20 protein-coding genes are annotated in these 26398 nt (G+C 42.7%); 19 read left to right on the top strand and 1 reads right to left on the bottom strand.

The genetic code is table 11. The features are described 5' to 3' along the window. The first annotated feature begins 102 nt into the window (after positions 1-102). From VK179_13840 to VK179_13795, 10 genes are all read left to right on the top strand, one after another. The gene (locus VK179_13840; GenBank protein ID HLO59825.1) at positions 103-486 is read left to right on the top strand and encodes a hypothetical protein; all 384 of its coding nucleotides are present in this window, start codon (positions 103-105) and stop codon (positions 484-486) included. Between the two features lie 18 nt (positions 487-504). Further along, a complete protein-coding gene (locus VK179_13835) occupies positions 505-1122 on the top strand; it encodes a phage tail tube protein (protein HLO59824.1) in 618 nt (205 codons plus the stop codon). Between the two features lie 8 nt (positions 1123-1130). Further along, the gene (locus tag VK179_13830) at positions 1131-1445 is read left to right on the top strand and encodes a hypothetical protein (GenBank protein HLO59823.1); all 315 of its coding nucleotides are present in this window, start codon (positions 1131-1133) and stop codon (positions 1443-1445) included. 210 nt (positions 1446-1655) lie between these two features. Then, the gene (locus VK179_13825; protein ID HLO59822.1) at positions 1656-3377 is read left to right on the top strand and encodes a hypothetical protein; all 1722 of its coding nucleotides are present in this window, start codon (positions 1656-1658) and stop codon (positions 3375-3377) included. Beyond that, positions 3377-5815: a hypothetical protein gene (locus VK179_13820; GenBank protein HLO59821.1), complete on the top strand. Its 2439-nt coding sequence runs from the start codon at positions 3377-3379 to the stop codon at positions 5813-5815. The genes VK179_13825 and VK179_13820 overlap by 1 nt, the downstream gene beginning before the upstream one ends. Then, positions 5812-8472 carry a hypothetical protein gene (locus VK179_13815; GenBank protein HLO59820.1) on the top strand — a complete coding sequence of 887 codons (2661 nt, stop codon included), beginning with the start codon at positions 5812-5814 and terminating at the stop codon, positions 8470-8472. Before VK179_13820 ends, VK179_13815 begins: the two co-directional genes overlap by 4 nt. 558 nt (positions 8473-9030) lie before the next feature. Continuing rightward, the gene (locus tag VK179_13810; protein HLO59819.1) at positions 9031-9729 is read left to right on the top strand and encodes a hypothetical protein; all 699 of its coding nucleotides are present in this window, start codon (positions 9031-9033) and stop codon (positions 9727-9729) included. A gap of 211 nt (positions 9730-9940) precedes the next feature. Beyond that, complete coding sequence (locus tag VK179_13805; protein ID HLO59818.1) at positions 9941-10315, top strand: HNH endonuclease signature motif containing protein; 375 nt, start codon at positions 9941-9943, stop codon at positions 10313-10315. After that, positions 10312-11076, top strand: coding sequence for a hypothetical protein (locus VK179_13800; GenBank protein HLO59817.1), 765 nt, complete (start codon positions 10312-10314; stop codon positions 11074-11076). The genes VK179_13805 and VK179_13800 overlap by 4 nt, the downstream gene beginning before the upstream one ends. Before the next feature lie 124 nt (positions 11077-11200). Then, a complete protein-coding gene (locus VK179_13795; protein ID HLO59816.1) occupies positions 11201-11959 on the top strand; it encodes a hypothetical protein in 759 nt (252 codons plus the stop codon). 14 nt (positions 11960-11973) lie between these two features. On the opposite strand, the gene VK179_13790 is transcribed toward VK179_13795, so the two are convergent. Beyond that, a complete protein-coding gene (locus VK179_13790) occupies positions 11974-13242 on the bottom strand; it encodes a site-specific integrase (protein HLO59815.1) in 1269 nt (422 codons plus the stop codon). A gap of 390 nt (positions 13243-13632) precedes the next feature. On the opposite strand from VK179_13790, the gene VK179_13785 reads away from it, so the two are divergent. From VK179_13785 to VK179_13745, 9 genes are all read left to right on the top strand, one after another. Further along, positions 13633-14886 carry a PQQ-binding-like beta-propeller repeat protein gene (locus VK179_13785; protein HLO59814.1) on the top strand — a complete coding sequence of 418 codons (1254 nt, stop codon included), beginning with the start codon at positions 13633-13635 and terminating at the stop codon, positions 14884-14886. A 107-nt stretch (positions 14887-14993) separates the two neighbouring features. Continuing rightward, positions 14994-16232, top strand: a complete 1239-nt coding sequence (locus VK179_13780; GenBank protein HLO59813.1) for a PQQ-binding-like beta-propeller repeat protein — start codon at positions 14994-14996, stop codon at positions 16230-16232. Next, positions 16225-17658 (top strand): PQQ-binding-like beta-propeller repeat protein, encoded by a 1434-nt coding sequence (locus VK179_13775; protein HLO59812.1) that lies wholly within the window; start codon positions 16225-16227, stop codon positions 17656-17658. The genes VK179_13780 and VK179_13775 overlap by 8 nt, the downstream gene beginning before the upstream one ends. Positions 17659-17660: 2 nt before the next feature. Then, positions 17661-18683 (top strand): hypothetical protein, encoded by a 1023-nt coding sequence (locus VK179_13770; protein HLO59811.1) that lies wholly within the window; start codon positions 17661-17663, stop codon positions 18681-18683. Then, a complete protein-coding gene (locus VK179_13765; GenBank protein HLO59810.1) occupies positions 18661-19236 on the top strand; it encodes a hypothetical protein in 576 nt (191 codons plus the stop codon). The genes VK179_13770 and VK179_13765 overlap by 23 nt, the downstream gene beginning before the upstream one ends. Positions 19237-19240: 4 nt before the next feature. Beyond that, positions 19241-20500, top strand: a complete 1260-nt coding sequence (locus tag VK179_13760) for a 4Fe-4S binding protein (protein HLO59809.1) — start codon at positions 19241-19243, stop codon at positions 20498-20500. Between the two features lie 31 nt (positions 20501-20531). After that, complete coding sequence (locus VK179_13755; GenBank protein HLO59808.1) at positions 20532-22343, top strand: PQQ-binding-like beta-propeller repeat protein; 1812 nt, start codon at positions 20532-20534, stop codon at positions 22341-22343. After that, complete coding sequence (locus VK179_13750; protein HLO59807.1) at positions 22340-24688, top strand: NAD(P)H-dependent oxidoreductase subunit E; 2349 nt, start codon at positions 22340-22342, stop codon at positions 24686-24688. Before VK179_13755 ends, VK179_13750 begins: the two co-directional genes overlap by 4 nt. 1 nt (position 24689) lies before the next feature. Further along, positions 24690-26267 (top strand): 2Fe-2S iron-sulfur cluster-binding protein, encoded by a 1578-nt coding sequence (locus tag VK179_13745; GenBank protein ID HLO59806.1) that lies wholly within the window; start codon positions 24690-24692, stop codon positions 26265-26267. Positions 26268-26398 lie beyond the last annotated feature (131 nt).

The raw sequence follows: 26398 nt of genomic DNA, 5'->3' as shown, positions 1-26398 counted from the left end.
ACATTCTCATGTTCGCCTTACAGAAACTGCCTTACGAAAATGTGGCTCCGCTAATCGCGAACATTCATAAACAAGTTTCTGAACAACCTAAAACCCAAAGCGATGATCGGGAAGGTAATTCATAGTTTGCTTTCAGCATATCAGCCCTTGACTGATATCATTGATAGCATTTCGCCCTACGTATTGAGTGAAAACACTGAGCTGCCGGCTGTCATTTACACTGTAGATGCCTTAGAACCGGAATATGATAAGGACGGCTGGGTAGTGGATGAATGCAAATTTAGTGTTGCTGCCTTTTGCAAGGATTATTCATATCTACAATCAATTTCTAGGTATATAAGGCAGGCTCTTGAGCTTAAAAAAGGGACTCATGAATTCACAACCATAGGTCGGATCTATTTGACCGGGCAATCTGAAGGATACCATATTGATACAGATGTCTTCGTTAATAGGCTGACTTTTCAAGTACAAGTGCTTAAATATTAACCTTTTAAATTTATTTCAATGGATACAATTATCAATGGATCTGACCTCTTTGTGTTTATGAATGATGTGCCGGTGGCTCATTCGACCAGTCACACTCTGAGCATAAAGATGGGAACCCGGAACACTTCAAATAAGGGAACCGGGAAATTTGAAACCAAGGCACCTGGCAGGCTGGATGTAACTGTTTCCGCAGAAGGACTCTGCGTGGACGGTGATTACAATGCCCTAATGAATGCCATGGTTCTTCGTGTACCTGTTACTCTTGAACTCGGAAAGAAAAGCGACGGTGCCGAGACTCTGGACACATCCGAGTTTTATGCACATGGCGACTTCCTGATTACTGCTTTCGATCAGAACGCAGGTGACCAGGCAAATGCTACTTACAGCGTTTCATTCGAACATTATGAGGGATTCTCTTTCACTCCGGATGCAAACCTGATTGTAAGAACGAATCAGAATGCAACTGCTGCAGCAGTATTTGTAACAGGTGGAGTTGAGCCTTATACTTACGCATGGAACGGTGGCGGTACGAACTTTTATAAATCGAGCCTTACCGCTGGTACCCATACCTGCACTGTAACCGATAGCTCGACGCCTATACCGTTGACCGGCCAGGCCTCTGTTGTAATTTCATAATCCTGGTTATGCAATTACTTGAGACCAAAAAGGTAAAGATCGGGAATACGATATTCCCAGTGAAGGTTACTAACCGTGCAATGATTGAATTTGAAAGTCTGACAGGCACCACAATTGACAAATTGCAGGGTACAGAAATGATTTGCAAGTTCTTTTATTGCACGGCCAAGGCCGGCGCTCGTTCAGAAGGGAAACCTTTTGATTACACTTTTGACCAGTTTCTGGATCAAATCGACGATTTTCATGATGATGTGATACTCAATTTTCCGGCGGCAATTGCCGGTAAAAATGATCCGGATCCCGGAAAAAAAAAGAGCCGGTAAGCTTCTCTGATGTCTATGGGTACCTGGTTGGAGTTTGTGGTATCGATCCACAATATTTCCTGGATGAAATGAGCCAGGATGAGATTGAGGCCATATATAATGCTCGCTTCGGGATCAAGAACAAAAAAACTAATCAGGATCCAGAAAAGAAGCTGACCCAATCAGAATTAATGCAAAGAATTCAATCGATGCGAAAAAACTATCAAAAGCATGGGAAATAAAGGAATATCGGTCGGTGTAGAGATCAAGGGGAATGCAAAGGGTTTCAAATCTGCTGCAGAGGACGCAAAAAGAGCGTCTGAAGCTATGAAACAAAAGGCTCAGGAAAGTTCCCGGGGAATGTCTTCTTCGTTTGATAAAGTTGTCAAATCAGCCGGCGCGATCGGCCTGGCCGTCGCAGGTGTGAGCTCAGCGGTGGAGCTGGTGAAAAAAGGCATTTCAGCAACTCAGTTTACTGCTGATGCCTATGATAAGATAATGACAAAGGCAAAATTCTCGACGGATCAGTTTTTCATTGCTGTTTCCTCGGGCGACATGGGAAACCTGATTGATCAATTGAGAAGGGCAGCTGATGAAGGGGGTCGATATGCTGAGGTCGTTGATTGGTTAGGTGATGCCACTCAGGCAGTAAAGATCAGGGCTCATGAAGCTGCTCCGGAACTTGCCCGGCTTGAAGCAATATTCCGCGATACTTCCGGTGAAACATCATGGAAGGACCGGCAAAAAGCTCTTGATGATTACAAGATTTTGTACAAAAAGACGCTCGATGATCAGCTCAACCTTGATAACAGAAATTTTGAAAATGAGATCCGGAATGCTACGGTTAAATCCGGATTACAAAAAGAAGATATTTTATTTGTCCTGAAAAACTACGACCTTCTCGAGGCTGAACAGGAAAAAGCAGCTGAAAACCTGCAGAAGTACAATAATCTTTTGAATGCCCAGACAACAGTTTCCCAGGGCATGTATTCCTATACTGTTAAAGATGCCAAGGCCAAAGAAAAAGCACTTGAATTCTATAAAAGCCTTTCCTCTGAAGAACAGCGCTGGTTAAATATTCAGAAGAATTACGGCAAGTTGAACGATGAAAACCTGGCAAAACTTGCTGAGGCAAACAATCAATTATTCGATACCAAAACCGCAATCAATAACATTGAAGTTGAAACTATCCGGGTACAATCCAGCATAATCAAGCAGTCCAAAAAGCGACTGGAAACTGAACAGGCAGTAACAAAAGAAGTAGAAAAACAGGTCGAAATAACGACTAAAGCAGCAAGCAAACCGACTCTGCCGGCTTATTCAGGATCATCATTACATACCGGCCAATTATCGACTCCGGATCTTGACGGGATGACTGCAGTTAATATAAAGCTTGATGAAAGGGCAGCATTATTCAAAAAGATTGAAAACTCCCAGATTGCCGTCAATACTCTTGTTCAGAGTGAAGCAGATATATTCGGCTCGATCAATAACCTGCTTGACGCCAATATGAATAAAGAGATCAAGAATGCAAAAAACTCTGAGGAAAAACAGGAGGCAATCAGGCGTCAGCACTTTTTCAGTGAGCAACGCCTTGCCATAGCCCAGGCCAACATTATGGGAGGTCTGGCTTCGTTACGAGTTTGGTCAGGCCAGGGATCTGTTTATGAGAAAATTGCTCAACAGATCTATGTTGCTGCTCAAACAGCGACCCAAATAGCCCTGATCAAATCACAGAAGTTTGCGAAAGGCGGGGTTGTTTCAGGTCCTACCCTTGCAACAGTTGGTGAATATGCGAATGCCAAAACAGACCCGGAAGTTATTGCCCCCCTTTCCAAACTTAAATCCCTCCTTGGTAATACATCCGGTGGTGAGGTAGTTTTCCGGATAGAAGGTAATGACCTAGTTGGAGTATTAAACAGAGCAAATCGCAAATCTAAAAGCTTTGCATAATGGCATACGGTGTTAAATATACAATATCATACCGGCGTAGGTCTGAAGGTCTTACAGAAATTGAGATTCTGAAGAAGGACTATTCAGGTCCAATAACTGAACTTATACCTTCTGATGATCCTTTTGCTATAAGCGGAGGAATTAACCCTTCCAATATTTATGAACCCACAATCGGTTCAGGGGCATCCATAAGCATCCTGGCAACTCCCCTGAGCTTGTTGGAACTTTTCACCGCGGATCCGCAAATGTTTAAGGTCAAAGCATATCATGACAGTACACTGTTTTGGCAGGGTTTTATCAATGCTGAAATTTTCTCGGAAGATTTTACTTATTCATCTGAAATCTTGGTGCCGATTACAATTGAGTGCAATGATGGGATGGCAGTACTTGATAATATCCGATACAAAAATGCAGATCAATTTTATACCGGTTATCAATCGATTGGCAACGTCCTCGCCAATATACTTTCAAAACTCGAACTTAGTTTTACCAGGGTTTATACCTCGACTGATATCATGGTGCCGGCTATGGAACCGGGTATCGCTCAACACAATTTCTTCCAATATCTGAGCGCCAATAACCATAACTATATTGATGAAAGCAATGTCGAGATGTCCTGCCGGGAAGTGCTTAACTCTATCTTCGGCGGACTTGGACTTGTGGTGAAATTCAAAGGTAATTTCATTTACATCATTGACCCTATAAATTTGAACAGTTCGGCAAATGGAAAATACTACGACATCGGCACCTATAATTATCATTCAGGACCATTCGGTGGATCGCTTTTAGTAGGTTCAGATATCGGCTGGTTTGAGAGTGATATGAAATTAGATATTCAGCCTTCATACAGCGAAATCATATTGAAATATAACCCATACGATGTAACTAAGAAGGTATTCGACTTTGGTGACTATACCAACTGGGCTGAACCAGGTACCTGGGTGAATATGTATGATGCTCCGGATATAAACACCCAGTACTGGCTTAACAATACCATTGAGTTTGAAGGATGGACAGCAGATGGAATGCAACTGGCAGCAAAAGAAAGTGAATTTTCTGATCCGGATTATATGCTTGCTCTCTTTGATGAAAAGGGAACGGCTTCTTACACCTTTCCAAATACCAATGTAAGAAAAGACCAGAATCTGAAAATCAGGATCAGCATGGATGTTTACTACCAAACAAAATTACGTTCAGCAAATCTTTATTCAGCCAATGACGAAAAGGTAGTTTGGGAAGGACGGATCCCAATAAGTATAAAAGTCGGTACACATTATTATAAATCGGACCTGCACAACTGGGAAGAAGACACCTCTGACGGCTATCACCGGCTGATGCTCATTGTAAGGGAACCTGGTGTAAGCACACTTGACTACCAGAAAAGCACTATCAACAATCGCTGGACAAACGCTTCCCTGGAAGTAGATCTTTATGAATATGACACTTCAAATATCGTAAGTGGTGAAGTTACTCTTGAAATTGTAGATAACCTGACTACGCAGCTTCATTTTGATCAGCCCTATGGTAGTCAAGTTTTACCTTTTACAGAATCATGTTTTACGGATGGTGAAACCTTGCCCTGCTCAGGTGCCAATAATGGTAACCCGGTTACCTTGACTCGAAGCAACAATAATGCTGTTGTGGTGACCATTCACAATTTCAGAACCTTTGCTTCCATTCCGAGTAATCATTACTTATTTCCGAATGAGATCACCAGTATTTCCATTGGTGAAGTTGGCGGAATCGGCGGTACCTATATTGACGGTGGCGGGCAATCACATCAATTTGGTTCATCCGCCGGCAACACCACTATTGTAATTACTGAATACAACAAGTCAACGGATACCTTGACTTTCACCATGACCAAACAGGGCGGTGATTATTTCGGAGCTGATTTTGCCTATATAAGTACAACAGCCTATATCCAGAATCTGACCTTCTTTTACAAGTACAAGGCAGCTGTAGCCTTCATTAAAAACGTTAAGCTCGAAATAATCGATAAATCGACCAACCAGGTAATAGCAAACGAAGGCATTGAAGATAAAGCGATAAATTCTGTTAATCTGACTGGGAAAAGTAACCTTATATTGTCCTTAACCAATGGGGTCGGATCAAGCGGGGCATCACGCGGTGCTTTCATAAATACAACAGCAGGTAGAAACCAGGAATATTTTTACCGGGAAGTGGACTTATACTATACATCCCAACAGTTATTCCTTCAATCATTGTCATCACAGTATTGCAATCCGAGATTCATACTAAAAGGATCCCTTGATGCTTCAGAAACTCTTTTTGACACTGACCTTAAATTGATCCAGGATCCAAACCTACCCGATAAGGCTTTTTATATTTTCCATAGCATTTTTTATGATAGGGATGAAAAGCTAGATGCCAGCATGATTGAAATTGTATCAACCAGAGACACTATAGAACAATGATATCACTCTCAAATAAAAAGCTTTTGCCGATCCGGCGTGACGGTCAAATTGAGGTTGGATCCGCTGAGGGATTTAGGTCAAATTCAACCGTGCCTTCCGGAAGTAGTTCAATACCTCCGGATAAGTACGCATCATATATTCATGCATTGGTTGATACAGTTCATCACCCTGTTTCTGATCTTACACCGGGTCATATACTGACCGCACTTACAGCTACTACATATGGGTTTGCTGCTCCGCCCACAATACCCGACAATTTCCTTTTTAATACCGGGGACATTGCCACAGGCGAATATATATTTACCGGCAATATTAAGATTGACACCATTGAAAGCCGTGATATAGTATTTTCACCCGGATTTCTTGGGGCAGGTTGGAAGCTGCAATCAGTTAACGATAAGTACAACCTGGAAATTGATAACCTCACGGTCCGCAATAACATGAGCATCTATGAACTGGATATTGTCAAATTGCAGGCCAGTGAAGATCTGATTATTTCTCGAGGTGGTGTAAAGGCCACCAGCAATGTTATTGAAGGTGATCCCGGCACCTATTATTTTACAGTGGATGAAATTGACGCGTACATTCTTGCTGAAGATGACATAATACACAGCCAGGAATTTAACGGTAATAATGTGCACAGTCTATATCTTGAAGTTGTTTCAGTGGATACGGACAATAACCGCGTATATGTTGATCTTTCTGATACAGAAGAACAAAGTCTTTATTCGAGCCTGGCAGTCACCAATGTTAGTTTCTCATCATTTTCCTGGGTGGATCCTCCTGGCTTTTATAATGCTTCCGGTAATACAGGTAACTATGCTGAAACAGAACTAAAATCAATCAAAGCAGGCACTCTGAATCTGACCCAGACACTTTCGGTGAATAACGGCACTATCCTGGTTCAACTAATCGATTCATCCAATAACCTGTATTCAACTCTGGCAACCTTGGTACCGGCCAGTGGCGATAATTTAAATATCGATGTCAATATTCCAACCGATATCCAGCTTAAAGTTAGATACAAGGCCAATGCTGCCAGTACGTCTGCTCTTATTTATAAACCTACTTTGACCAATGACTATACTATCCCGCTTAATCTTGATGACTACCAGGTATTAAATTATGAATTTGTCCAAGTAGGTAATCTCACCGATACAGACCGGCAAAGCATTATTGAAATCAATGCAAACCAGTTGAACAACCCGAATATTCGAATCCTGGATGATGTTAATAGCCAGACAATCACTCAGGCAAACGTTATGGCCCAACTGGGTAACCTCACCGGATTGACATATGGAGGTTCGCCCTTAACCTCATTTGGTATATACACCAAGTCAATCTATATAGACGGTGGCGGTGTAGCAAATTGGACAATTTCTGACAGTGCTATATATAAGAATATCGATACTGGCGGAGCAGGAATGTCACCTGCGGATTATCCTTTTTACGCAGGCAGGACTTATGCGAACAGGGCCAATTCTCCGTTCCAGGTATTTCCGGACGGATCTGTTATAATCAGCAATTCAACCACAAATAGCAAGTTTCAGTTCATGGGAGGATCCGTAAACCCAGGTCAATATATTTGGGGAGGTTTACCCGAAAGCGCAACCAATTATTTACTGCAAATAGTCGGTACAGTCGATCCACTTGGATATATATCTCAGACATCCTATTCTAACAATTACGCCCTTATCAATTTAAAGCATTATGATACTAATGCTGCTGCAGATCATATGCTCACGCTTGAACCAAGACGACTAAGATTCAAAAAACTCGACGGGGTTTCCGGAATGGAACTAAATTACGATGACCTGACCATTATAGAGTTGATCGGTGGCGTTTCCACTTATTATCCTGCTATTTCACCATTCGGAAGTGGTATTGATGGTGACGTTACAATTGCTGCTGGAACAACCACATTAACCCGGGATATGGAATATGATAGTTTAACTATTCAAACAGGTGCCACATTGCGTACAGCTGGTTTCACGGTTAGGGTAAGAAAGCTTTTAAAGATTGAAGGCACTGGAATGATTACCTGTAATTCAGGTTCCAAAACAGTTCCATATACACATAGGCTTCATTCTGCTGCTTGTCTCGGAACTGGTGGAAATAAAGGCACTTCAAGTTCGCCAACTTCATCCGCTGTTTCAGCTGGCGGTGCTGCAGGATCGGTTACGAATGCAAATACTACCAGTGTACCGTTTAACTTCTTTTGTGGTGCAGGTGGTGGCGGTGGCGGTGCTATCGGTACTAGCCCTGTTGCAGGAACTGCAGGATCCAATACTGCGTGGGGTGCTGCAGGTGGAGCTGGTGGCACAGCTACATATGGTGGCACAGCTGCTTTGCTCAGTGGTGGCGACGGGGGTGCAGGTGCCGGTTATCTTGAAGTATGGGCTCATACTGTCAACAATGCTTCAGGTGCTGATGGCATTAACGCCAATGGTACACCAGGTGGCAACGGTGCTACTTCTGGTTCATCCAAATCAGGGAATGGTGGCGGCGGTGGCGGTGGCTGTGTCATACTTTATTACCATGAAGAAACAGGATCTGGCCTTAACACCACACCGCAAGCAATAGGTGGTGCAGCTGGAACAGGTGGCAATGGTGGCGCTGCAGGTAGCAACGGTATAGCATATGCATATCAAATCTAATTCACAAATGAAACCCTTCTTTAAATCATTACTGCGTGCAGACGGCGAAACCTCATCCAAACGATTCACCGCTCTCATTACCCTACTCTTACTCACAGCCTGCGTTATCGCTAACCTGTTCGGCATACAAGTAGACAGCAATATCATATACACCCTTGGTGGTATCATCTGTGCTTCACTTGGTATGACAATGGTTCAACAAACACAACAACCTATCAACATAGATGACAAAGGATAACACACTCATTATCAACATAAGACCAAAAATGGGCAGACGTTCATTATCAATGACTTAACAAATGAAATCAACTTGTATATACAAGTTCCTGAAAGGGATAGGGGATGCGCAAAATAATTGCATGACCCTCGGAAACCACGGCGCCATCTTCTTTACACGAGCGGTAATTTCTGGGAGTTTTGAATTTTCCCAAATATGGGATTTTCCCGTATTTGAATTTTCCAAGTGTGGCATTTTCTCACATTTGATTCCCCATCACAGGGTATTGTCTCATAATCAACCGTTCGGGGAATTCCCCGTTCGGCTCTAATATAAATATCATGAAAATTGGACTTTTAACAGTAGCGCATAAACGACCAGAGGTATCAAAGGCATACTGTCTCATGGTCGATCGGTTGATGAAAGATTATCCGGATATCTTTTTACCGGTTTGTGCTGTATCGCTTCAGGAAGATTTTGATATCTTCAACAGCCATGGGATCGAAACGTATATCTTCCCGAATGATCCGGTCGGAGCCAAACATAATTTCATCTTGGGTAAACTTCGGGATCGGGTCACTCATGTTCTGCACCTGGGCTCAGATGACCTCATCAATAACAACTATGTGGATGAGCTGATCAAGAATGCAAAGAATGACCTGGTATGGGGTGTAGGTTTGTATTTCCTGTCATTGAGAACTGGCCAGGCCAGGTTCTGGGATATGCCCTACAGGAATGTAGCTGGTCCGGCCAAACTGATATCGAAAAGAGTTTTAAAAGCAGTAGACTGGAAGATCTGGAATGACAGGTTAAATAAAGGTCTGGATCATTCCTGTTTCAGCATCCTGGAACCACACATCAAAAGTCGGCACATATTTCAGATAACGGACGTTAATGGACTCATGGTCGATATAAAAGGCAGCTACAATATAAACCCGTTCGAAACCTTTCTGAGGGTAGGTAAGGAAGTGGACCGGGAACATATTTACAATAAGCTGCCTGCAGCAGAGGTAGAATATCTGAAGTCGATCTGTAACTAAATCACGTCTCATCAATCTTGATTAGATATTGATTATCAGCTATCTCAGCAACTTTGCTGAGATGAAACTTACAACAGGCCAGAAATCCAACTTTGGTTCACTGGTGAATATCAGAATTATACCGAACTGCGAATTCGCAGTTTGGTTCATTTTCAAGAATATACCGTTGTGGGAAATCCCATAACGACTCGTTTCATAAAAACATGAAGTGATGCCAACTATAAACCTGGGCCGGAAGAAACCAAAGCCGGTCACCAGAAATAAAGCAGCCTACCAGGATATATACCAGGATCCTAGGTGGAAAAGATTAAGGGCGGCAAAGCTCCGGGACAATCCTATATGCGAGATCTGTGAGCAGAAGGGAATTGTCAGACAGACAGAAGAAATTCACCACAAAAAGCCATTTGAGATATCAGCGAACCGGGAAGAACTCGAACGCCTGGCCTTCGATTATGACAACCTGATTTCCCTCTGCATTGCTTGCCATAAATCAGAACACGCTAGAATTTCAAAATCAATCCCTGTTAAAAGTGACTTATTTTTTGTTCCTACCTTTGAAATGAAAAATAAAATCAAGTTGTCATGAACTCAATCATTTTTTTAGACGATGCATATAAAGATGCAGTAAAAAATTACCTTTTCCCTATTATCATTAAGCATACAGTTCAGATTTTCAAAAATGGTAATCCTTGGGCATCAGGAGTATTATTTAAAAACTCCAAAGGGTTTTATATTATTACATCTGGTCATATATTGGATATGGAGGAGAAACATAACCTAAGTCTTTTAATAGGTAATGAATTATTACCATTTGAAGGCCGTGCAGAATGGATTGATCCGAATAAAGGTCAAATTAATGACTGGGTAGATATATTATTTTTAAAACTAAATGAGTTTTATATCCAAAAAATTGAAGTAAATAAGGAATTTATAACTACTAATAATCTTTTTTTTAATCACATACCGTCATCAGTACCCTTAAAATATTTAATAATTGGATTTCCAATCACATATATTAAACATAGGAAAACACGGCCACTTTGTTACCCGACTTCAATAGTTCCTCAAAGCAATTTTGTACGCCTAAATTTTTCACCTGAAATAAATATATTAATTAGTTATAAGAAAAGAAAAGCTTTTGGATTTGAAGATAAAGGCTATAAAATGTTACCTAATCCAGAAGGTTTAAGTGGTTCAGGGCTTTGGTACATTCCAACTCTGTACAAGGATATTAAAGAAAAAATTCCTTATGGATTGGTTGGTATAATGAACGATCAAAGATTAGAGGACAATATTGTATCAGCTACAAAAATCGATATAATAAATGACCAATTTCATTTAACTTGAGTTACCTCTGAATTCCTTGTCATAAAGACCGCATAATTTAATATACCATTTCTATGAAATAAACTTTGCTATTCTTTGAATATTCATTTTTGTAGGTTATTTTTATTGGAAATAATCTAATTATATGGATAAAAGTGAGATAGAACTTCTAATTGACAATAAAGTTAAGGATGCAAAACTTGACATTGCAGACAAAAGATTTAATCATTTGTCACTTATTGTGACTATTTTATTGGTGGTAATGGGTATTGGCATTCCCATTTGGCAATCTTATAATTCATCTGAAAGAATAGACAAAGCATTAGAAGACATGCGAGTAACAATGTCTGACTTAAAAAATGATCAAAAAGAAAGCTCTACAGAAATTTATAATCGATTGACAGAAAATCAAGAAAAATTCATCTCATTAGCTACCTCAAGTATTGATAAAGAAACAAAATCAATGCAAGATCAATTCAATGAACTTGCAGGAATCCAACTTAGAAAGCCTGAAATAATAGTACTTTATAAAGGTAAAAGCTTGGAAAACGCAAATATACTCTTAACTTCTAAGGAAAAAACGGCAATATTGGAGTTGAAGAATGTCGGCACAGCAACAGCTCGTAATGTCTACATTCAAGTTTATACAAAAGATGAGACTGATCTTGGTTTTGATTGGCTCGAAAGATATAATAATCAATATATCGATGAAATTGGATACAAGGTAATTTATAGTTCTTACGAGGCTTACGCTCATTTAGATCCAAAAGCAATAGTTACACTTCAAATAGAATGGAATGGAAATCAAAAGGTCAATGTTTCATCATCTGCTCTTATGAAGTTATTTTTTGAGCAACCAGAGCCCAAAGTGTACAATTTCACTTTTGAATATAAAAAGGACTGAACTGCTTTATGAATTTATGCAGTAATTAGCTCATTCGCTTTGTCCAGTTCATCTTTTTCGATTGAATCCAGGTAAGCCTGTGTGATATCTGTACTACTGTGAGAAAGGCTATCGCTTATCGCTGCCAAGGGTATACCGATACGCTTTGCAATAGTAGCCCATGAGTGCCTAACGGTATAGCTAGTTATCCGATCCTTATAACCTACTAATTCAGCAAGTCTGTTCATATTCTTATTGAATACCTTCAAAGCATTCGCCTCATCCGCTCTCACCTTTTCGGGTGAACCACCTTTAAGAATTGGGAATATGTAGTCTTCAGTATCCTTGCCAGGCAAATAGTTATCTAGTATTTTTTGGGCTTCAGGTAAGATTTTAATATCAAGTTCCTTATTTGTTTTTAGGCGTTTGTAAATTACACGATCCCCCTTGATATTCTTTACCTTTAAGTAGGCTATATCAATAAAATTCATGCCTCGCATGTAGAACGAAAAAAGAACATAGTTCCTGGCCTCCAACAATCCTAGATTGATCATTTCAGAAGGAAGATCTTCAATGGCTTTAAAAACATCCTTAGATATAGCTCGCTTTTTCGGCGCCTTGGTTTTAATCTGATATTTACCACGTCCATAAGGATATGATTCCCTGGACACCATACCTTCCATGATAGCGCGGTTATATATCGCACGTGCATGTCTCATATAAACAGCCAGTGAATTCTCTTGATTACCTTTCTTTTTATGCCAGGTATCAAAATCTTTTAGAAAAGAATAATTGATAGAACTAAAATCAATTGCGACTTTATTACGCAATTCCTTTCGTTTATCAGTATCAGGTTCATCGATTTTACCATAAAACTCCCTGAAACGACATAACATAGTGTCATAGCATTGGGCTGTTTTAAAACGACCAAGAGACTTACATTCATTGATAACCTTTTGGGTAAGCTGGTCGAAAGTCAGTATTACTTCATCCTTCTTAAGCTTGTTGATAATCTTATCAACCTTTGTTCCCTTACCAGTTATTAGAGCACCCTGAGACAAATCGAATACCTCATCATGTTTGGCTCTTAAAGTTGCTTTAACCTTTTCAAATTCTGGCCCGGTAAGCTTGTGGTTCTTTTTATATTCGTTTGACAGTTGGTCATTCACCCATTCATCTGGGTGTGCTGAAAATCCCGTTGCAACATACTTCGTTTTGTTTTTATGAGCAATCCTGACCATTAATGGATGACGACCGTCTTTCAATTTTTTGCTTTTGTAAAGCACTATTTTTAGCTTAGCCATAAATTCCGGTTTAAGGATAGTTTAATGTTTTGGTAAAAATAGATAAAATAATTGAAAACGAGAAAAAGGATTTAATCTGAATATCAACTTATTGAAAAGAAAAGAAAACGTATGAAATGGATAGGCTTCTGACTACGGATCAGAAGGTTACAGGTTTGAGTCCTGTCGGGGTCACAACTAAGGACAGATGCAAGCTTGCTCTGTCCTTATTTGTTCGGTTTTGCCCTTCTCTACAGTCTTTCAGGCAGCCTAAGGAGTCCTATTTTTTATTCGGTGTTTGGTTTTTTCGCTTTCATCCCTTTTTTTTCTTTTTAACTATCCACTATTTGTTTTGTATCTTCAATTCAGGCATATTTGCTATATCAATATCTATTAACTCATTTATTGAATATGAAAAAAACATTCCTGTTTCTTACCCTGTCGATATTGGTTTTAACAGTCAAATCGCAGGATATCAGTGAATTTCGTGAAGATAATCGCACAGGCGTTTCATCTGAAACCGGTTTATTAAAAACCTGGCCGGCTGAAGGACCTAAGCTTTTGTGGACCAACACTGAATTAAAAACCGGTTACTCTTCAGTTTCCTTTGGAAATGGTTTGATTTATATCACCGGTACCGACGGACAAAACGATATCCTGTATGCCCTGGATATGACAGGGAAAATGAAATGGCAGGCAGTTATGGGACGGGCATGGAATGAATCATATCCCGAGAGTCGCGCCACTCCTACCGTTCAGGGAAAAATGGTATATACCTGCAGCGGATATGGTGATCTGGCCTGTATTGACGGCACAACCGGTAAAGTATTATGGTCATATAAAGGCAGTGAATTGAACCGTGGAACTTATGGCAGATGGGGAATCGCCGAATCACTGGTGATTGACGGTGACAAGCTTTACTATTCACCCGGAGGTCCTGAAACAGCTACCATTGCCCTGAATAAAGGAACCGGTGCCATTATCTGGAAATCGAAAAGCCTTGGCGACAAACCCGGTTATGTTTCACCTATCCTTGTGCAGTACGCCGGTTATAAAATGCTCGTTAATGTTACGCTGGGTAATATATATGCTGTGAATACGGCAAACGGCGATATTTTATGGAAAGTCCCGCACCAGCAATCGAGTGACCCGAATATGAGAAAATTTGAACTGATCAAATGCACCACTCCCCTGTATAATGACGGCATGGTTTACGTAACCGGGGGATATGATACCGGTGGAATGATGGTGAAAATAGCTGACGATGGCAAAAGTGCAAGCGTTGTGTGGACAGACGCAACCCTTGACGACCATCACGGTGGTGTGGTATTAATCAACGGCTATATTTACGGTTCAAACTGGGTAAATAATGGCAACGGTAACTGGTGCTGCATTGATTGGAATACCGGGAAGACCATGTGGGAGCAGAAATGGAACAACAAAGGTTCACTGATTGCGGCTGAAGGCATGTTATATATATATGATGAAAAGGGAGGTAACGTGGGCCTTGTGAAGGCAGCACCTGAAAAGTTCAACCTCGTAAGCAGTTTCAAGGTTACCCAGGGTAACGTGGGTCCTTTCTGGGCTCATCCTGTGATTCACAACGGCATATTATACCTCAGGCATAACAACGCGCTCATGGCCTATGATATAAAGGCAAAATAAACCGTTTACACAATTTAACCAATTTTAACATTTCGGGAATGGGTGCGGATTGGTCATTTGGTATCTTTATACAGTATAGTCCAAAACATTGATTAAATCCATATTGTATGAAAACCATCAAGCTAACCACACTGATTATTACAGGTCTTTTTGTTTATACAGGTTTATTTGCCCAGGTTACCAGCCAGTGGCGGGGTGAAAACCGTGACGGAATCTACAAAGGCACAAACCTGATGACAAAGTGGCCTGAAAAAGGACCTTCCCTGTTATGGTCGGTTGAGAATATCGGTGAAGGGTACAGCTGCCCGGTAGCCAAAGACGAGTTCGTGGTGGTAAACGGTTCGATAAGCGGCACTGGTTTTCTTTTTACATTCAATACTAAAGGAGAATTGCTGTGGAAATCACCCTATGGCCCTGAATACCCCCAGAATGACACTTCGAGTGAGAAATACTCCGGACCACGTTCTACACCTACAATCGCAGGTGACCTGGTATATATCTGCTCAGGTATGGGAAGAGTTAGTTGTTTTGATCTGAGAAAGGGTTCAGAGGTGTGGTCGGTGGATATGATGAGCCAGTTCAACGGTCTCATGCATGCTGCAGGTTATGGCGAATCACTGCTTGTGGACGGAGATGTGGTATACTGCCACCCCGGTGGAACTGAAAACAATGTGGCTGCTTTAAACCGTTTAACCGGAAAAACAATATGGACATCAAAGGGAACGGGTGATTCTGTATCTTTTTGTTCACCTGTTGTTGTCAATTTACCCGGAAGAAAAGTAATTGTAACTCTTACACATAAGTATTTTTCAGGAATTGATGCTGCTACCGGTGAACTGCTCTGGAGCCGTGAGCAAAACCAGGTTCTGTATAATAATCAATTTGCCACGCCCGTCTGTTCTGATGGTTGCATATACTACATTTCAGAAAGCGGAAGCCGGCTTACAAAGCTTGAACTGGCAGCCGACGGTAAAAGCGTACAGGAGAAATGGCGCCTAAACAATGTGAGAAGCGGGCTTCATAGTCCGGTAAAGATGAATGATATGCTCTATTACAGCGATGTACGGCAAAAGATCAGGGGAATCGATATCAACAGCGGCAAAGTGACCGATTCATTGCGTGTTTTCAGGGGACCGGTTTTGGCAGCTGATAATAAGCTGTTCAGCTATTCCGAAAACGGAACGGTTAGCCTGATCAGCCTTGAAGGTTCCAAAATGAGTCTGATAAGCAGTTTTAAGATTGAAAAGGGAACCAGGGAGCATCTTGCCACGCCCTTTATTGACAAAGGCGTGATGTATATCCGGCACGGCGATGCCCTGATGGCTTATGATATTTCAAATGATTAAGCGAGGAGAGAAATATTTTATTTATTTAATTATTCTGTTTTTCAGCGGTCTGTTCCTGTTCTGGTTTTTACATAATCCAGTCAGATCGTTTGCTGAAAGTGTGCCAGGCTTAGATAACAGGCCTGTTAAAGCAACAAGGGGCGATTCAACAATCATCGGGGAATTCTTTAACCGTCTTGACAGTACAACCGCTATAACGGGTCTTTCAGGACAATGGCCCAATTTCAGGGGTAAAAACTTTGATAACATTTACAGGGAAAACATAAGACTGATCGATAAATGGCCTTCAGAAGGCCCGCGCATACTATGGGAGAAGGACCTTGGTGAAGGCCATGCGGCAGCTGCAATTTTCAACGGAAGAGTTTATGTGCTCGACTACGATGAACGCAAAGAAAGAGACATCCTGCATTGCTATGCATTGACAAATGGCACAGAGCTCTGGCGGCGCGGTTACAATGTTAAAATTAAAAGGAACCACGGCATGTCCAGAACGATTCCGGCCGTTAATGAAAAATATGTTGTGACTATCGGCCCCCGCTGCCATGTCATGTGCTGTGATGCCATTACAGGTGACCTAAAATGGGGAATCGACCTGGTAAGAGATTATAATGCTTCTGAGCCACTTTGGTATACAGGGCAATGCCCGATTATGGATCAGAATGTGGCCGTCATTGCCGTTGGCGGCAAATCGCTGTTAATGGGAGTTGATTGCGAAACTGGTAAAGTAGTATGGCAGACTCCGAATCCTGACAGCCTCAAAATGTCGCACTCATCGGTTGTACCCATGACAATTGCCGGAAAGCGGATGTATGTTTACAATGCATTGGGCGGTCTGTGCGGCATTTCAGCTGAAGAAAGTGATCGTGGCAGGCTGTTGTGGATGACAAAAGATTTCAGTCCGAATGTGATTGCTCCCTCTCCGCTGTATGTGGGGCAAAACAGGATCTTTGTCACGGCAGGATATGGAGCCGGCGCTGCCCTATTCAGGATCAGCAGTAATAGAGGCAGTTTTGGAGCAGAAACATTACAGAAGTACAAACCGTCAGAAGGTATGGCTTCTGAACAGCAGACGCCTGTCTTTAAAGACGGATTTGTTTTTAATATACAAACCAAAGACGCCGGGGCAACCAGGAATCAGTTTGTTTGCGCTTCGCCTGATGATTTTAGAAAACTTTTGTGGACAAGCCCTGCCGGCGAACGATTCGGATTAGGCCCCTATATGGTGGCCGATAACAAGTTCTTCATCCTGAATGATGAAGGAGAGGTGACAATCGCCAGGTACAGCACAAAGAAATTTGAGGTACTTGACAAAGCACGTGTCGTTGAAGGTCAGGATGCCTGGGGACCTTTTGCCATTGCTGACGGAATGCTTATTTTGCGCAGTTCAAAGAAAATGGTATGTGTCGATATAAAAGCTAAACCCTGAACATGAAACAAAAGTTCATCATCGGAATTTCTGTTCTGTTGCTGATTCTGGCTGTTTACCTTATCGCCAGTGACCTGTTCAGGCATGATACGGGGTTTAATTCTTCCTCTTGCTGTGGTGATGATTTAACAGGTCTTAAGAAAATCGATTCATTGCGTGTCGGATATATAAGGATAACGGTGATTGAAACCGGAATGCATGATCTTGCCGGTATTGCCACAGATGACAAGAATGGAATTTATGTTTGCGGAGCCGGCACAGTAAGCCGGTTTGATACGGAAGGTAAAAAATCAGGAGAATTTCTTATTGACTCAACGGCTCAATGCATTACTGTCTATCATGAACGTGTTTATGTCGGAACGGGGAACCGGGTGTTGTGTTATGATAAAGCTGGAAAAATTTCAGGGGTATTCAAACCAATAAATAACAAAGGATTCATCACTTCATTAGCAGCGGATGATGAATACGTTTATGCAGCGGATGCCATAAACAAAAAAATCCTGAAGTATAATGCTTCAGGCTACATTATTGCAGAACTTGGCCATAAGGACAGCTTATCCGGGGCTCCCGGACTGATCATTCCGAGTCTTTACCTTGACATTGCCATCGGTAATTTTGATGATCTTTGGATTGTAAATCCCGGCCGGCTTGAGCTTGAGAACTTCAGCCTGTCCGGTACAATGAGGACTTCATGGGGCAGAAACACATGCACTACAGAGCCATTCATAGGCTGCTGCAATCCTGCTCACATGAGCCTGTTACCCGACGGTAGTTTTGTAACGTACGAAAAAGGGATTGATAAAATAAAAATATATAACCAGGCAGGTGAATTCAGCTGTTTTGTGGCAGGAGCAGGGAGTTTTAAAGGAAAGACAGATTTTCAGCTTGGCAGGAATAACCTGGTTAAAGATATGGCGACAGACAGCCGGGGTACAATCTTCGTCCTGGATGCCTATAACCGCATCAATGTTTTTGTTAAAACCGAAAAGGAAACAGAAACCTATGAAGGAAAAGACAAAATTTAACCGGAGAGATTTTATAAATACCGGCCTCCGTATCGGAATAGGGGCCGGACTTGGATTGATCGGCGTTGGTCTTTCAACCCGTTCGGTAAACGGTAAAACTACCTGGCAGATCGATCCGGCCAAGTGCATACAGTGCGGTAAATGCACAACAGAATGTGTGCTGCAGACTTCCGCCGTGAAATGTGTGCATGTTACTGATATGTGCGGTTACTGCGACCTTTGCAGCGGATACCTGAAGCAGGGTTCCAAAGAGCTGAACACTGCAGCGGAAAACCGTCTTTGTCCTACTAATGCCATTGTAAGAACCTTTGTAGAAGAACCGTATTTCGAATATAAAATTGTTGAAGAACTTTGCATCGCATGCGGCAAGTGTGTGAAAAATTGCGGAGCCTTCGGAAACGGATCTTTACAGCTTCAGATACAACAACAACTCTGCCTTAACTGCAACCAGTGCTCCATAGCCAGGAATTGCCCGTCACAAGCCATCACCAGGGTGGATACCGATTCTCCCTATTCTTTGAAAGGGTTTAAAGATCTGAAAATCGGAGGCTGAAGGCATGAAGCATAAAATCAAATACTTCTTCCTGATACTGGTTCTTTCCGTTTCAACCTTTGATATTATCGCGCAACGTTTCCCTGCGCCGGAATTCGAAGGTGACTACAAAATTCCTCAAACACAGATCTCAAAGGTACAGCCAGTATTCTTTGAATACCTGGATATAGCAGTATTCCTTGCCACGCTCTCAGTCATCACGTGGGTCATTATTAAAAAGCGGTCCAGAAAGGCGGTATTCTGGATTTCGGTCTTCAGTCTTCTCTATTTCGGTTTTTACAGGAACGGCTGCATTTGTCCTGTTGGTTCATTGCAAAACGTCAGTATGGCCCTCTTTCATCCCGAATATACCATACCGGTTACTGCCATCATATTCTTCATTGCACCGCTGGGCTTTACGTTGTTTTTCGGAAGAACATTCTGCGCCGGGGTTTGTCCCCTTGGTGCCATCCAGGATATCATCGCGCTGCGGCCTGTAAGCCTTAAGCCATGGATCCGATATGTATTTGGTCTGATTCCGTTTATTTACCTGGGGCTTGCCGTTTTGTATGCAGCTACAGGCACCGATTTCATCATTTGCCGCTATGATCCGTTTGTTGAATTTTTCAGGCACAGCGGTTCTTCTTTGATTTTTGGAATAGGCGGAATATTGCTCGTAACGGGCATTTTTGTAGCACGTCCCTATTGCCGGTTCTTTTGCCCATACGGAGTTCTGCTCAACCTTGTAAGCCGTGTTTCGCGCCGGCATCTGTCAATTGCCAACGGAAAATGCGTCAATTGCCGTCTTTGTGAATCGGCATGCCCCTTCGATGCTATTGATAAACCTACGGGGCTTGAAAGTAAAAAAGACAACCGCGGTCTTGTAAAGAAGATGATGATTTACGGATTAATTACACCGGTGCTCATTTTAGTGACTGGCTGGTCGGTATCAAGGTTTCATGGTGAACTGGCGCATGTAAATTTCAAAGTAAGGCTGGCAGAAGAAATGATGACCATTGATAAAAATATAAACAATGCCACCCTGCCAGATGAAATCAAAGCTTTTCAATCATCAGGATCTGTGGTTGAAAATCTTTATAGAGAAGCTGCATCCATAGTATACAGGTTTTACGTGGGCAGCTGGATCCTTGGCGGTTTCATCGGGCTTGTGTTCGGTCTTACATTAGCCCGGCTGACCATTTTCAGGTACAGGGATGAATACCTGACCAATAAGGGAAACTGTTACAGTTGTGTGAGGTGTGTGCCGTATTGTCCAATTAAGTAATGTGATAATGTGCTAATTTGCTAATATGCCAATGAGCCAGGATATATTAAAAAATACATGGGGTAGCAACCGGTTTTGGAACAGGGTTGCTGTTGTGGCCGGGGTGTTTGCCTTGCTGGTCGGCGTTCTCATGATTGCCAACTATATCCAGTTCAAAAAGGCGGATCCTGTGAATATGCCTGTGATCAATTCGCTTGTTGAGCGGTTGAATGAAAACCCTGCTGATTCATCTCTCCGGACACAGATCCGCACACTTGACCTGTTATCACGCAAGGCTTATTTCACAAGTCAATGGCAGATCCGAACAGGTGGATACATGTTATTGGCTGCGCTGGCGCTCATGATCATAGCCATGCAGGTTATTGAATACCGGAAAAAAATTAATCCCATGCCGGGTGCGGAAAACACTGATGAAACTCTTTTACAGAATCGCAAAGCCCGGAAATGGATTGTAATCAGCGGTGCAGCTATATTAGTCGCAACAATATTTTTTGGTTTCCTGACAAAAAATGACCTTACTGAACGCCTCGGTATGATGAACAGAGGATCTGAGGCTTCATTGGTCCGGGACCTTGAATCAGGAGAGATACAGGTTAATAATCTTGATTTGTCGGATTCGACGGCAAGTGTTGCAGAACAGACTGCCAACGATACTTCAGGGATTTTGCCGTCAACTGCTGAAAAGACAACTTCTGAAAATCCCACACCTACAGCTATAAATGATAACTTTCCCAATTTCAGGGGAAATGCCGGCGTGTCCACGAAGAAAAACATACCGGTGAAATGGGATGGTGCTTCGGGCACAAATGTATTGTGGAAAACTGCCATACCTCTTGCAGGAAACAACTCACCTATAATATGGGGGGATAATATTTATGTTACCGGCTCAAGTACGGAAAAGCAGGAAATATATGCCTTTAACCGCAATAGCGGAGAATTATTATGGTCGGTCAGAGTTGGCAACGGCACCAAAAAGCCAAAAGTGAACGAGGAAACCGGTTATGCAGCACCTACAGCTGTTGCCGACGCCAATGGCGTGTATGCGATTTTTGCCACCGGTGATATTGCAGGAGTAAGTCCGGATGGAAAAAAGATGTGGGAACGGGATCTTGGGTTACCTGAAAATCATTACGGCCATGCTTCTTCGCTGGCCTATGCCAATGGGAATATCATCGTGCAGTTTGATCAGCGTTCATCACAAAAAATAATGGCCCTGTCGGCAGAAAACGGAGCTACAGTTTGGAGCACCGGCCGGACTGTGAAGACATCATGGTCATCACCCATAGTTGCCGGTACTCCCGGTGGAAACCTTGTTCTGACCGTGGCTGAGCCCTATATGGTGGCATACAATCCGGCTAATGGGAAGGAATTATGGAAAATCGAATGCATTTCAGGTGAGGTAGGCCCGTCACCGGCATATTCAAATGGTATTGTATTCTCGGTGAATGATTATTCCAAAGTAACCGCTATAAAAATCGGCGATCAGCCATCCGTTTTGTGGGAAACCGATGAATATTTATCAGACATTCCAAGTCCTGCAGCAAACGATAAGTATTTGTTCCTTGCCACAAGCTACGGAACCATGGTTTGCTATGATGCAGTCACCGGAGAAAAATACTGGGAAAAGGATTTCGGTAAAAACATTTATGCCTCACCGATGATTGTTGAAAACAGAGTATATGTAAGTGATATTTCTGGTGTTATGCACATTTTCGCTGCTGATAAGGAATTCAAGCCAATTGCTGAATCAAAGCTTGGAGAATTCATAGCTGCAACTCCTGCATTTACCAACGGAAGAATTTACCTGAGGGGCGAGGCCACTCTTTATTGTATAGGAAAATGACGGAGGATATAAACAATAAAGTGGATCAGCTGACCGGCAAAATCGGGAATACTCCCGATAAAGTAATTCCCATACTCCAGGCCATCCAGAAGGAATTTAACCATCTGCCGGAAGAGGCGTTGAAAAGGGTTTATGAGACCACTTCCATAACGCCCTCATCGATTCACGGTATTGCCAGTTTCTATTCACAGTTCAGGCTGAAACCGGTTGGAAGGCATATTATCAAAGTCTGTATAGGCACCGCCTGCCATGTAAAAGGGGCGGGTCTCGTTTACGATGCATTCAGAAGGACCCTGCATCTCGAAAAGAATGAAGATACCGATACCGGCAAATTGTTTACACTCGAAAAAGTAGCCTGCCTGGGATGCTGCACCCTGGCCCCGGTAGTGCAGATTGATGATATAACATATGGTCATGTGAGTTCAGGGCAGGTGGAAGAGGTCATCCATAACTTTCTTAATCGTGAAACCCCTTCGGTTGTCATCCCTTCGGCTCATTCGCTGAAGCCTGAACGTTTGCAAGGTGAGATTCGCATAGGATTAGGATCGTGCTGCATTGCCAGTGGGAGCCAGGCTGTTAAAACAGCCCTTGAAGAAACCCTTCAACAGCATAATATCCAGGTGGATGTGAAACAGGTAGGCTGTGTAGGAATTTGCAACCAGGTGCCCATTCTTGAAATTCACAAAGAAGGAGAAGCGCCGGCAGTATATGCCAAAATTAAACCTGAAGAAGTGCGCGAGGTAATCAAAAGCCACTTCAAACCGGCTAATATGATGGATAAAGCCAGGTCAGGGATTTATAATTTCTTTGATTCGATGGTGAATGCTGAAATTCCCAAAACATTCACCTACTTTGATCCGGGAAACAAAGAAACCTTGTTTTCTCAGTTTCTTGAATCACAAATCAGCATTGCCACAGAGTACCGGGGTGAGCTGAAACCCGGTGATATTAAAGAATACAGGAATAAAGGAGGTTTCAGGGCACTTGAAAAATGCCTGCGGGATCACAACCCTTCCGAAGTAATTGAAATCATTTCAAACAGTGGCCTGAGAGGCAGAGGGGGAGCCGGTTTCCCTTCCGCCATAAAGTGGAAACTTGTCAGTGATGCCGTTTCTGATATAAAGTATATGATCTGTAACGGTGATGAGGGCGACCCGGGAGCATTTATGGACCGGATGTTGCTTGAATCCTATCCATTCCGTATTATTGAAGGAATGATGATTGCCGCATATGCTGCCGGTGCGGGTAAAGGAATTTTCTATATCAGGGCTGAATATCCCCTGGCTGTGAAAAGAATACGTGAAGCGATTGAGATTTGCTACCAGGAAGGTATTTTAGGAAATACTGTCCTGAACAGTGCATTCAGTTTTTCAATCAGCATTTTTGAAGGTGCCGGTGCGTTTGTATGTGGTGAAGAAACGGCGCTGATTGCCTCAATTGAAGGCAAAAGGGGTCTTCCTACTATGCGGCCGCCCTACCCTGCCGAGAAAGGATTATGGGGAAAACCAACCCTTATCAACAATGTGGAAACTCTGTCGCTTGTGCCCTGGATCATCAGAAAAGGATACGAGGCATTCAGCAATACCGGCACTGAAAACAGCAAGGGTACCAAAGTATTCGCGCTGGCCGGAAAAGTAAATCGCGGCGGCCTTATCGAAGTCCCCATGGGCATCACGATCCGCCAGATTGTAGAAGGTATCGGAGGAGGTGTGGCCAATGGCAGAAAATTCAAAGCCATTCAGATCGGCGGGCCATCGGGAGGATGTATCCCGGCTTCAATGGCTGATATTCCCATTGACTATGCTTCATTGAAAGAAGCCGGCGCCATGATGGGCTCGGGAGGCCTTATCGTTCTGGATGATACCGATTGTATGGTCGACATTGCCCGGTACTTTTTGTCGTTCACCCAGAACCAGTCGTGCGGCCGCTGCACATTCTGCCGTATCGGCACCACGCGGATGCTGCAAATCCTTGAAAAGATCTGCACAGGTAAGGGTACAGAAGCCGATATCAACCTTCTTGAAGAACTGGGACAGAGTACCAAATCAGGAAGTATGTGCGGACTCGGAAAATCAGCCCCCAACCCGGTTCTCACCACCATAAGGTATTTCAGGGAAGAATACATGGCCCATATACAGGGTCATTGTCCGACCGGCAAATGCAAAGATCTTATTAAGTATACAGTGACGGATGAATGCATCGGTTGCACCAAATGTGCCCAGCGGTGTCCTTCGGATGCCATTGAAGCGAAGCCTTATGAAGTACACTATATTGATAATGAAAAATGCATCAAATGCGATATATGCCGCGGCATATGTCCGGTAACCGCAATAATTACACAATAGCATGATCCGTCTGAAGATAGACCATATTGAAATACAGGCAGAGGAAGGTATTTCCATTCTTGAAGCAGCCGGGAGAGCCGGGATTCATATTCCCTCCATGTGTTATCTTAAGGGATATGGAAATCACCCTTCGTGCATGGTGTGTGTGGTGAAGGACAATAAAACGAAGTCCATTGTACCCTCTTGTGCTGTAACTGTAGCTGACGGCATGGATATATCGGCCGGTGATGAGGATGTAAAAACAACCCGGCGCCAGGCCCTTGAACTGCTATTAAGCGATCATTCGGGCGATTGTGAAGCGCCATGTAGTCTCGGATGTCCCGCAGGCATGAATATTCCCCTGATGAACCGGCTAATTGCTGAAGGCCGTTTTACCGAAGCGCTTACCGTAGTAAAAGAAGATATTGCCCTGCCTTATGTGCTGGGTTATATATGCCCGGCGCCCTGTGAGAAAGCCTGCAGGCGGAAACAAGCTGATGAAGCCGTTTCCGTTTGTACCTTAAAAAGATTTACAGCGGCAACAGGAAAAGATCTTGTTGCAGAATCTATATCAAACAAGCGAAACGAAAAGGAATTTAATTCAGGCAAAAAAGTAGCCGTGATAGGAAGCGGGCCAGCCGGATTATCCACGGCGTATTACCTGTTGCGACTGGGCCATTCATGCGACATTTTTGAGAAATCAGCACTGACGGGAGGAACCCTGAGATATGTTATTTCAGAAGAAATCCTTCCTAAAGAAATCATTGATCATGAGGTAACCATTCTGATGTCAATGGGAGCCACTCTATATTGCAATACCCTGATTACCCCGGAATATTTTGATACCCGTATCCGGGGAACCTATGATGCCATCGTGCTGGCCACCGGAGATATAAAAACGGAAACAATACTGAGAGACGTTGTAACCACGAATAACACAGGGTTTGAAGTAAACGAAAAAAATATGTCGGCTTCAGTACCCGGTATTTTTGTTTGCGGAAGTGCTGTAAGGCCTCACAAAATGGCAGTACGATCAGGGGCACAGGGTAAAACTGCTGCTATGGCTGTGCATCAATATCTTCAAGGGGAATCCTATGATAAACCCGGGAAAATGTTCAATTCGAGATTTGACCGGTTGTTGCCTGAAGAAATAGAAGAGTATTTGAAAGAAGCAAGCAGAATATCCCGCCTTGAAACCAATGCTGACCTCAAAACTGGTTTTACTGCTTCTAACGCCACAAGAGAAGCACTGCGTTGCATGCATTGCGACTGCCGCAAACAGGATAGCTGCCTGCTCCGTATGCATGCTGATGCATACCAGGTCGACCGCAAAAAATTTATGGCAGGCGATCGTAAAATCATGACCAAACAGGTTCAGCATGATCTTCTTGTTTATGAACCCGAAAAGTGCATCAAATGTGGGCTTTGTGTGGATATAAGCGTGCATGAAGGGGAAAAATTCGGCTTAGCCTTTGAAGGGCGGGGATTTGATGTGGTCATTACGCCATCGCTGGGCAAAAGTTTTAATGAAAGTCTTTCGCATGCGGCTGCAAAATGCGCTGTATCTTGTCCAACCGGGGCGCTTTCAATGAAGGAATGAAGGAATGAAGAAATGAAGAAATGAAGAAATGAAGAAATGAAGAAATGAAGAAATGAAGGAATGAAGGAATGAAGGAATGAAGGAATGAAGGAATGAAGGAATGAAGGAATGAAGGAATGAAGAAATGAAGA

Source organism: Bacteroidales bacterium, assembly GCA_035299085.1.
Taxonomy (GTDB): Bacteria; Bacteroidota; Bacteroidia; order Bacteroidales; family UBA10428; genus UBA5072.
Note: the sequence above shows the minus strand (reverse complement) of the source record. Positions and strands in the feature narration are given on the sequence as shown.

What these genes read in the sequence shown, in the direction of transcription:
- VK179_13840 (HLO59825.1), top strand. Translation starts at nt 103, where the DNA reads ATGATCGGGAAGGTAATTCATAGTTTGCTTTCAGCATATCAGCCCTTG.
- VK179_13835 (HLO59824.1), top strand. Translation starts at nt 505, where the DNA reads ATGGATACAATTATCAATGGATCTGACCTCTTTGTGTTTATGAATGAT.
- VK179_13830 (HLO59823.1), top strand. Translation starts at nt 1,131, where the DNA reads ATGCAATTACTTGAGACCAAAAAGGTAAAGATCGGGAATACGATATTC.
- VK179_13825 (HLO59822.1), top strand. Translation starts at nt 1,656, where the DNA reads ATGGGAAATAAAGGAATATCGGTCGGTGTAGAGATCAAGGGGAATGCA.
- VK179_13820 (HLO59821.1), top strand. Translation starts at nt 3,377, where the DNA reads ATGGCATACGGTGTTAAATATACAATATCATACCGGCGTAGGTCTGAA.
- VK179_13815 (HLO59820.1), top strand. Translation starts at nt 5,812, where the DNA reads ATGATATCACTCTCAAATAAAAAGCTTTTGCCGATCCGGCGTGACGGT.
- VK179_13810 (HLO59819.1), top strand. Translation starts at nt 9,031, where the DNA reads ATGAAAATTGGACTTTTAACAGTAGCGCATAAACGACCAGAGGTATCA.
- VK179_13805 (HLO59818.1), top strand. Translation starts at nt 9,941, where the DNA reads ATGCCAACTATAAACCTGGGCCGGAAGAAACCAAAGCCGGTCACCAGA.
- VK179_13800 (HLO59817.1), top strand. Translation starts at nt 10,312, where the DNA reads ATGAACTCAATCATTTTTTTAGACGATGCATATAAAGATGCAGTAAAA.
- VK179_13795 (HLO59816.1), top strand. Translation starts at nt 11,201, where the DNA reads ATGGATAAAAGTGAGATAGAACTTCTAATTGACAATAAAGTTAAGGAT.
- VK179_13790 (HLO59815.1), bottom strand. Translation starts at nt 13,242, where the DNA reads ATGGCTAAGCTAAAAATAGTGCTTTACAAAAGCAAAAAATTGAAAGAC.
- VK179_13785 (HLO59814.1), top strand. Translation starts at nt 13,633, where the DNA reads ATGAAAAAAACATTCCTGTTTCTTACCCTGTCGATATTGGTTTTAACA.
- VK179_13780 (HLO59813.1), top strand. Translation starts at nt 14,994, where the DNA reads ATGAAAACCATCAAGCTAACCACACTGATTATTACAGGTCTTTTTGTT.
- VK179_13775 (HLO59812.1), top strand. Translation starts at nt 16,225, where the DNA reads ATGATTAAGCGAGGAGAGAAATATTTTATTTATTTAATTATTCTGTTT.
- VK179_13770 (HLO59811.1), top strand. Translation starts at nt 17,661, where the DNA reads ATGAAACAAAAGTTCATCATCGGAATTTCTGTTCTGTTGCTGATTCTG.
- VK179_13765 (HLO59810.1), top strand. Translation starts at nt 18,661, where the DNA reads ATGAAGGAAAAGACAAAATTTAACCGGAGAGATTTTATAAATACCGGC.
- VK179_13760 (HLO59809.1), top strand. Translation starts at nt 19,241, where the DNA reads ATGAAGCATAAAATCAAATACTTCTTCCTGATACTGGTTCTTTCCGTT.
- VK179_13755 (HLO59808.1), top strand. Translation starts at nt 20,532, where the DNA reads ATGAGCCAGGATATATTAAAAAATACATGGGGTAGCAACCGGTTTTGG.
- VK179_13750 (HLO59807.1), top strand. Translation starts at nt 22,340, where the DNA reads ATGACGGAGGATATAAACAATAAAGTGGATCAGCTGACCGGCAAAATC.
- VK179_13745 (HLO59806.1), top strand. Translation starts at nt 24,690, where the DNA reads ATGATCCGTCTGAAGATAGACCATATTGAAATACAGGCAGAGGAAGGT.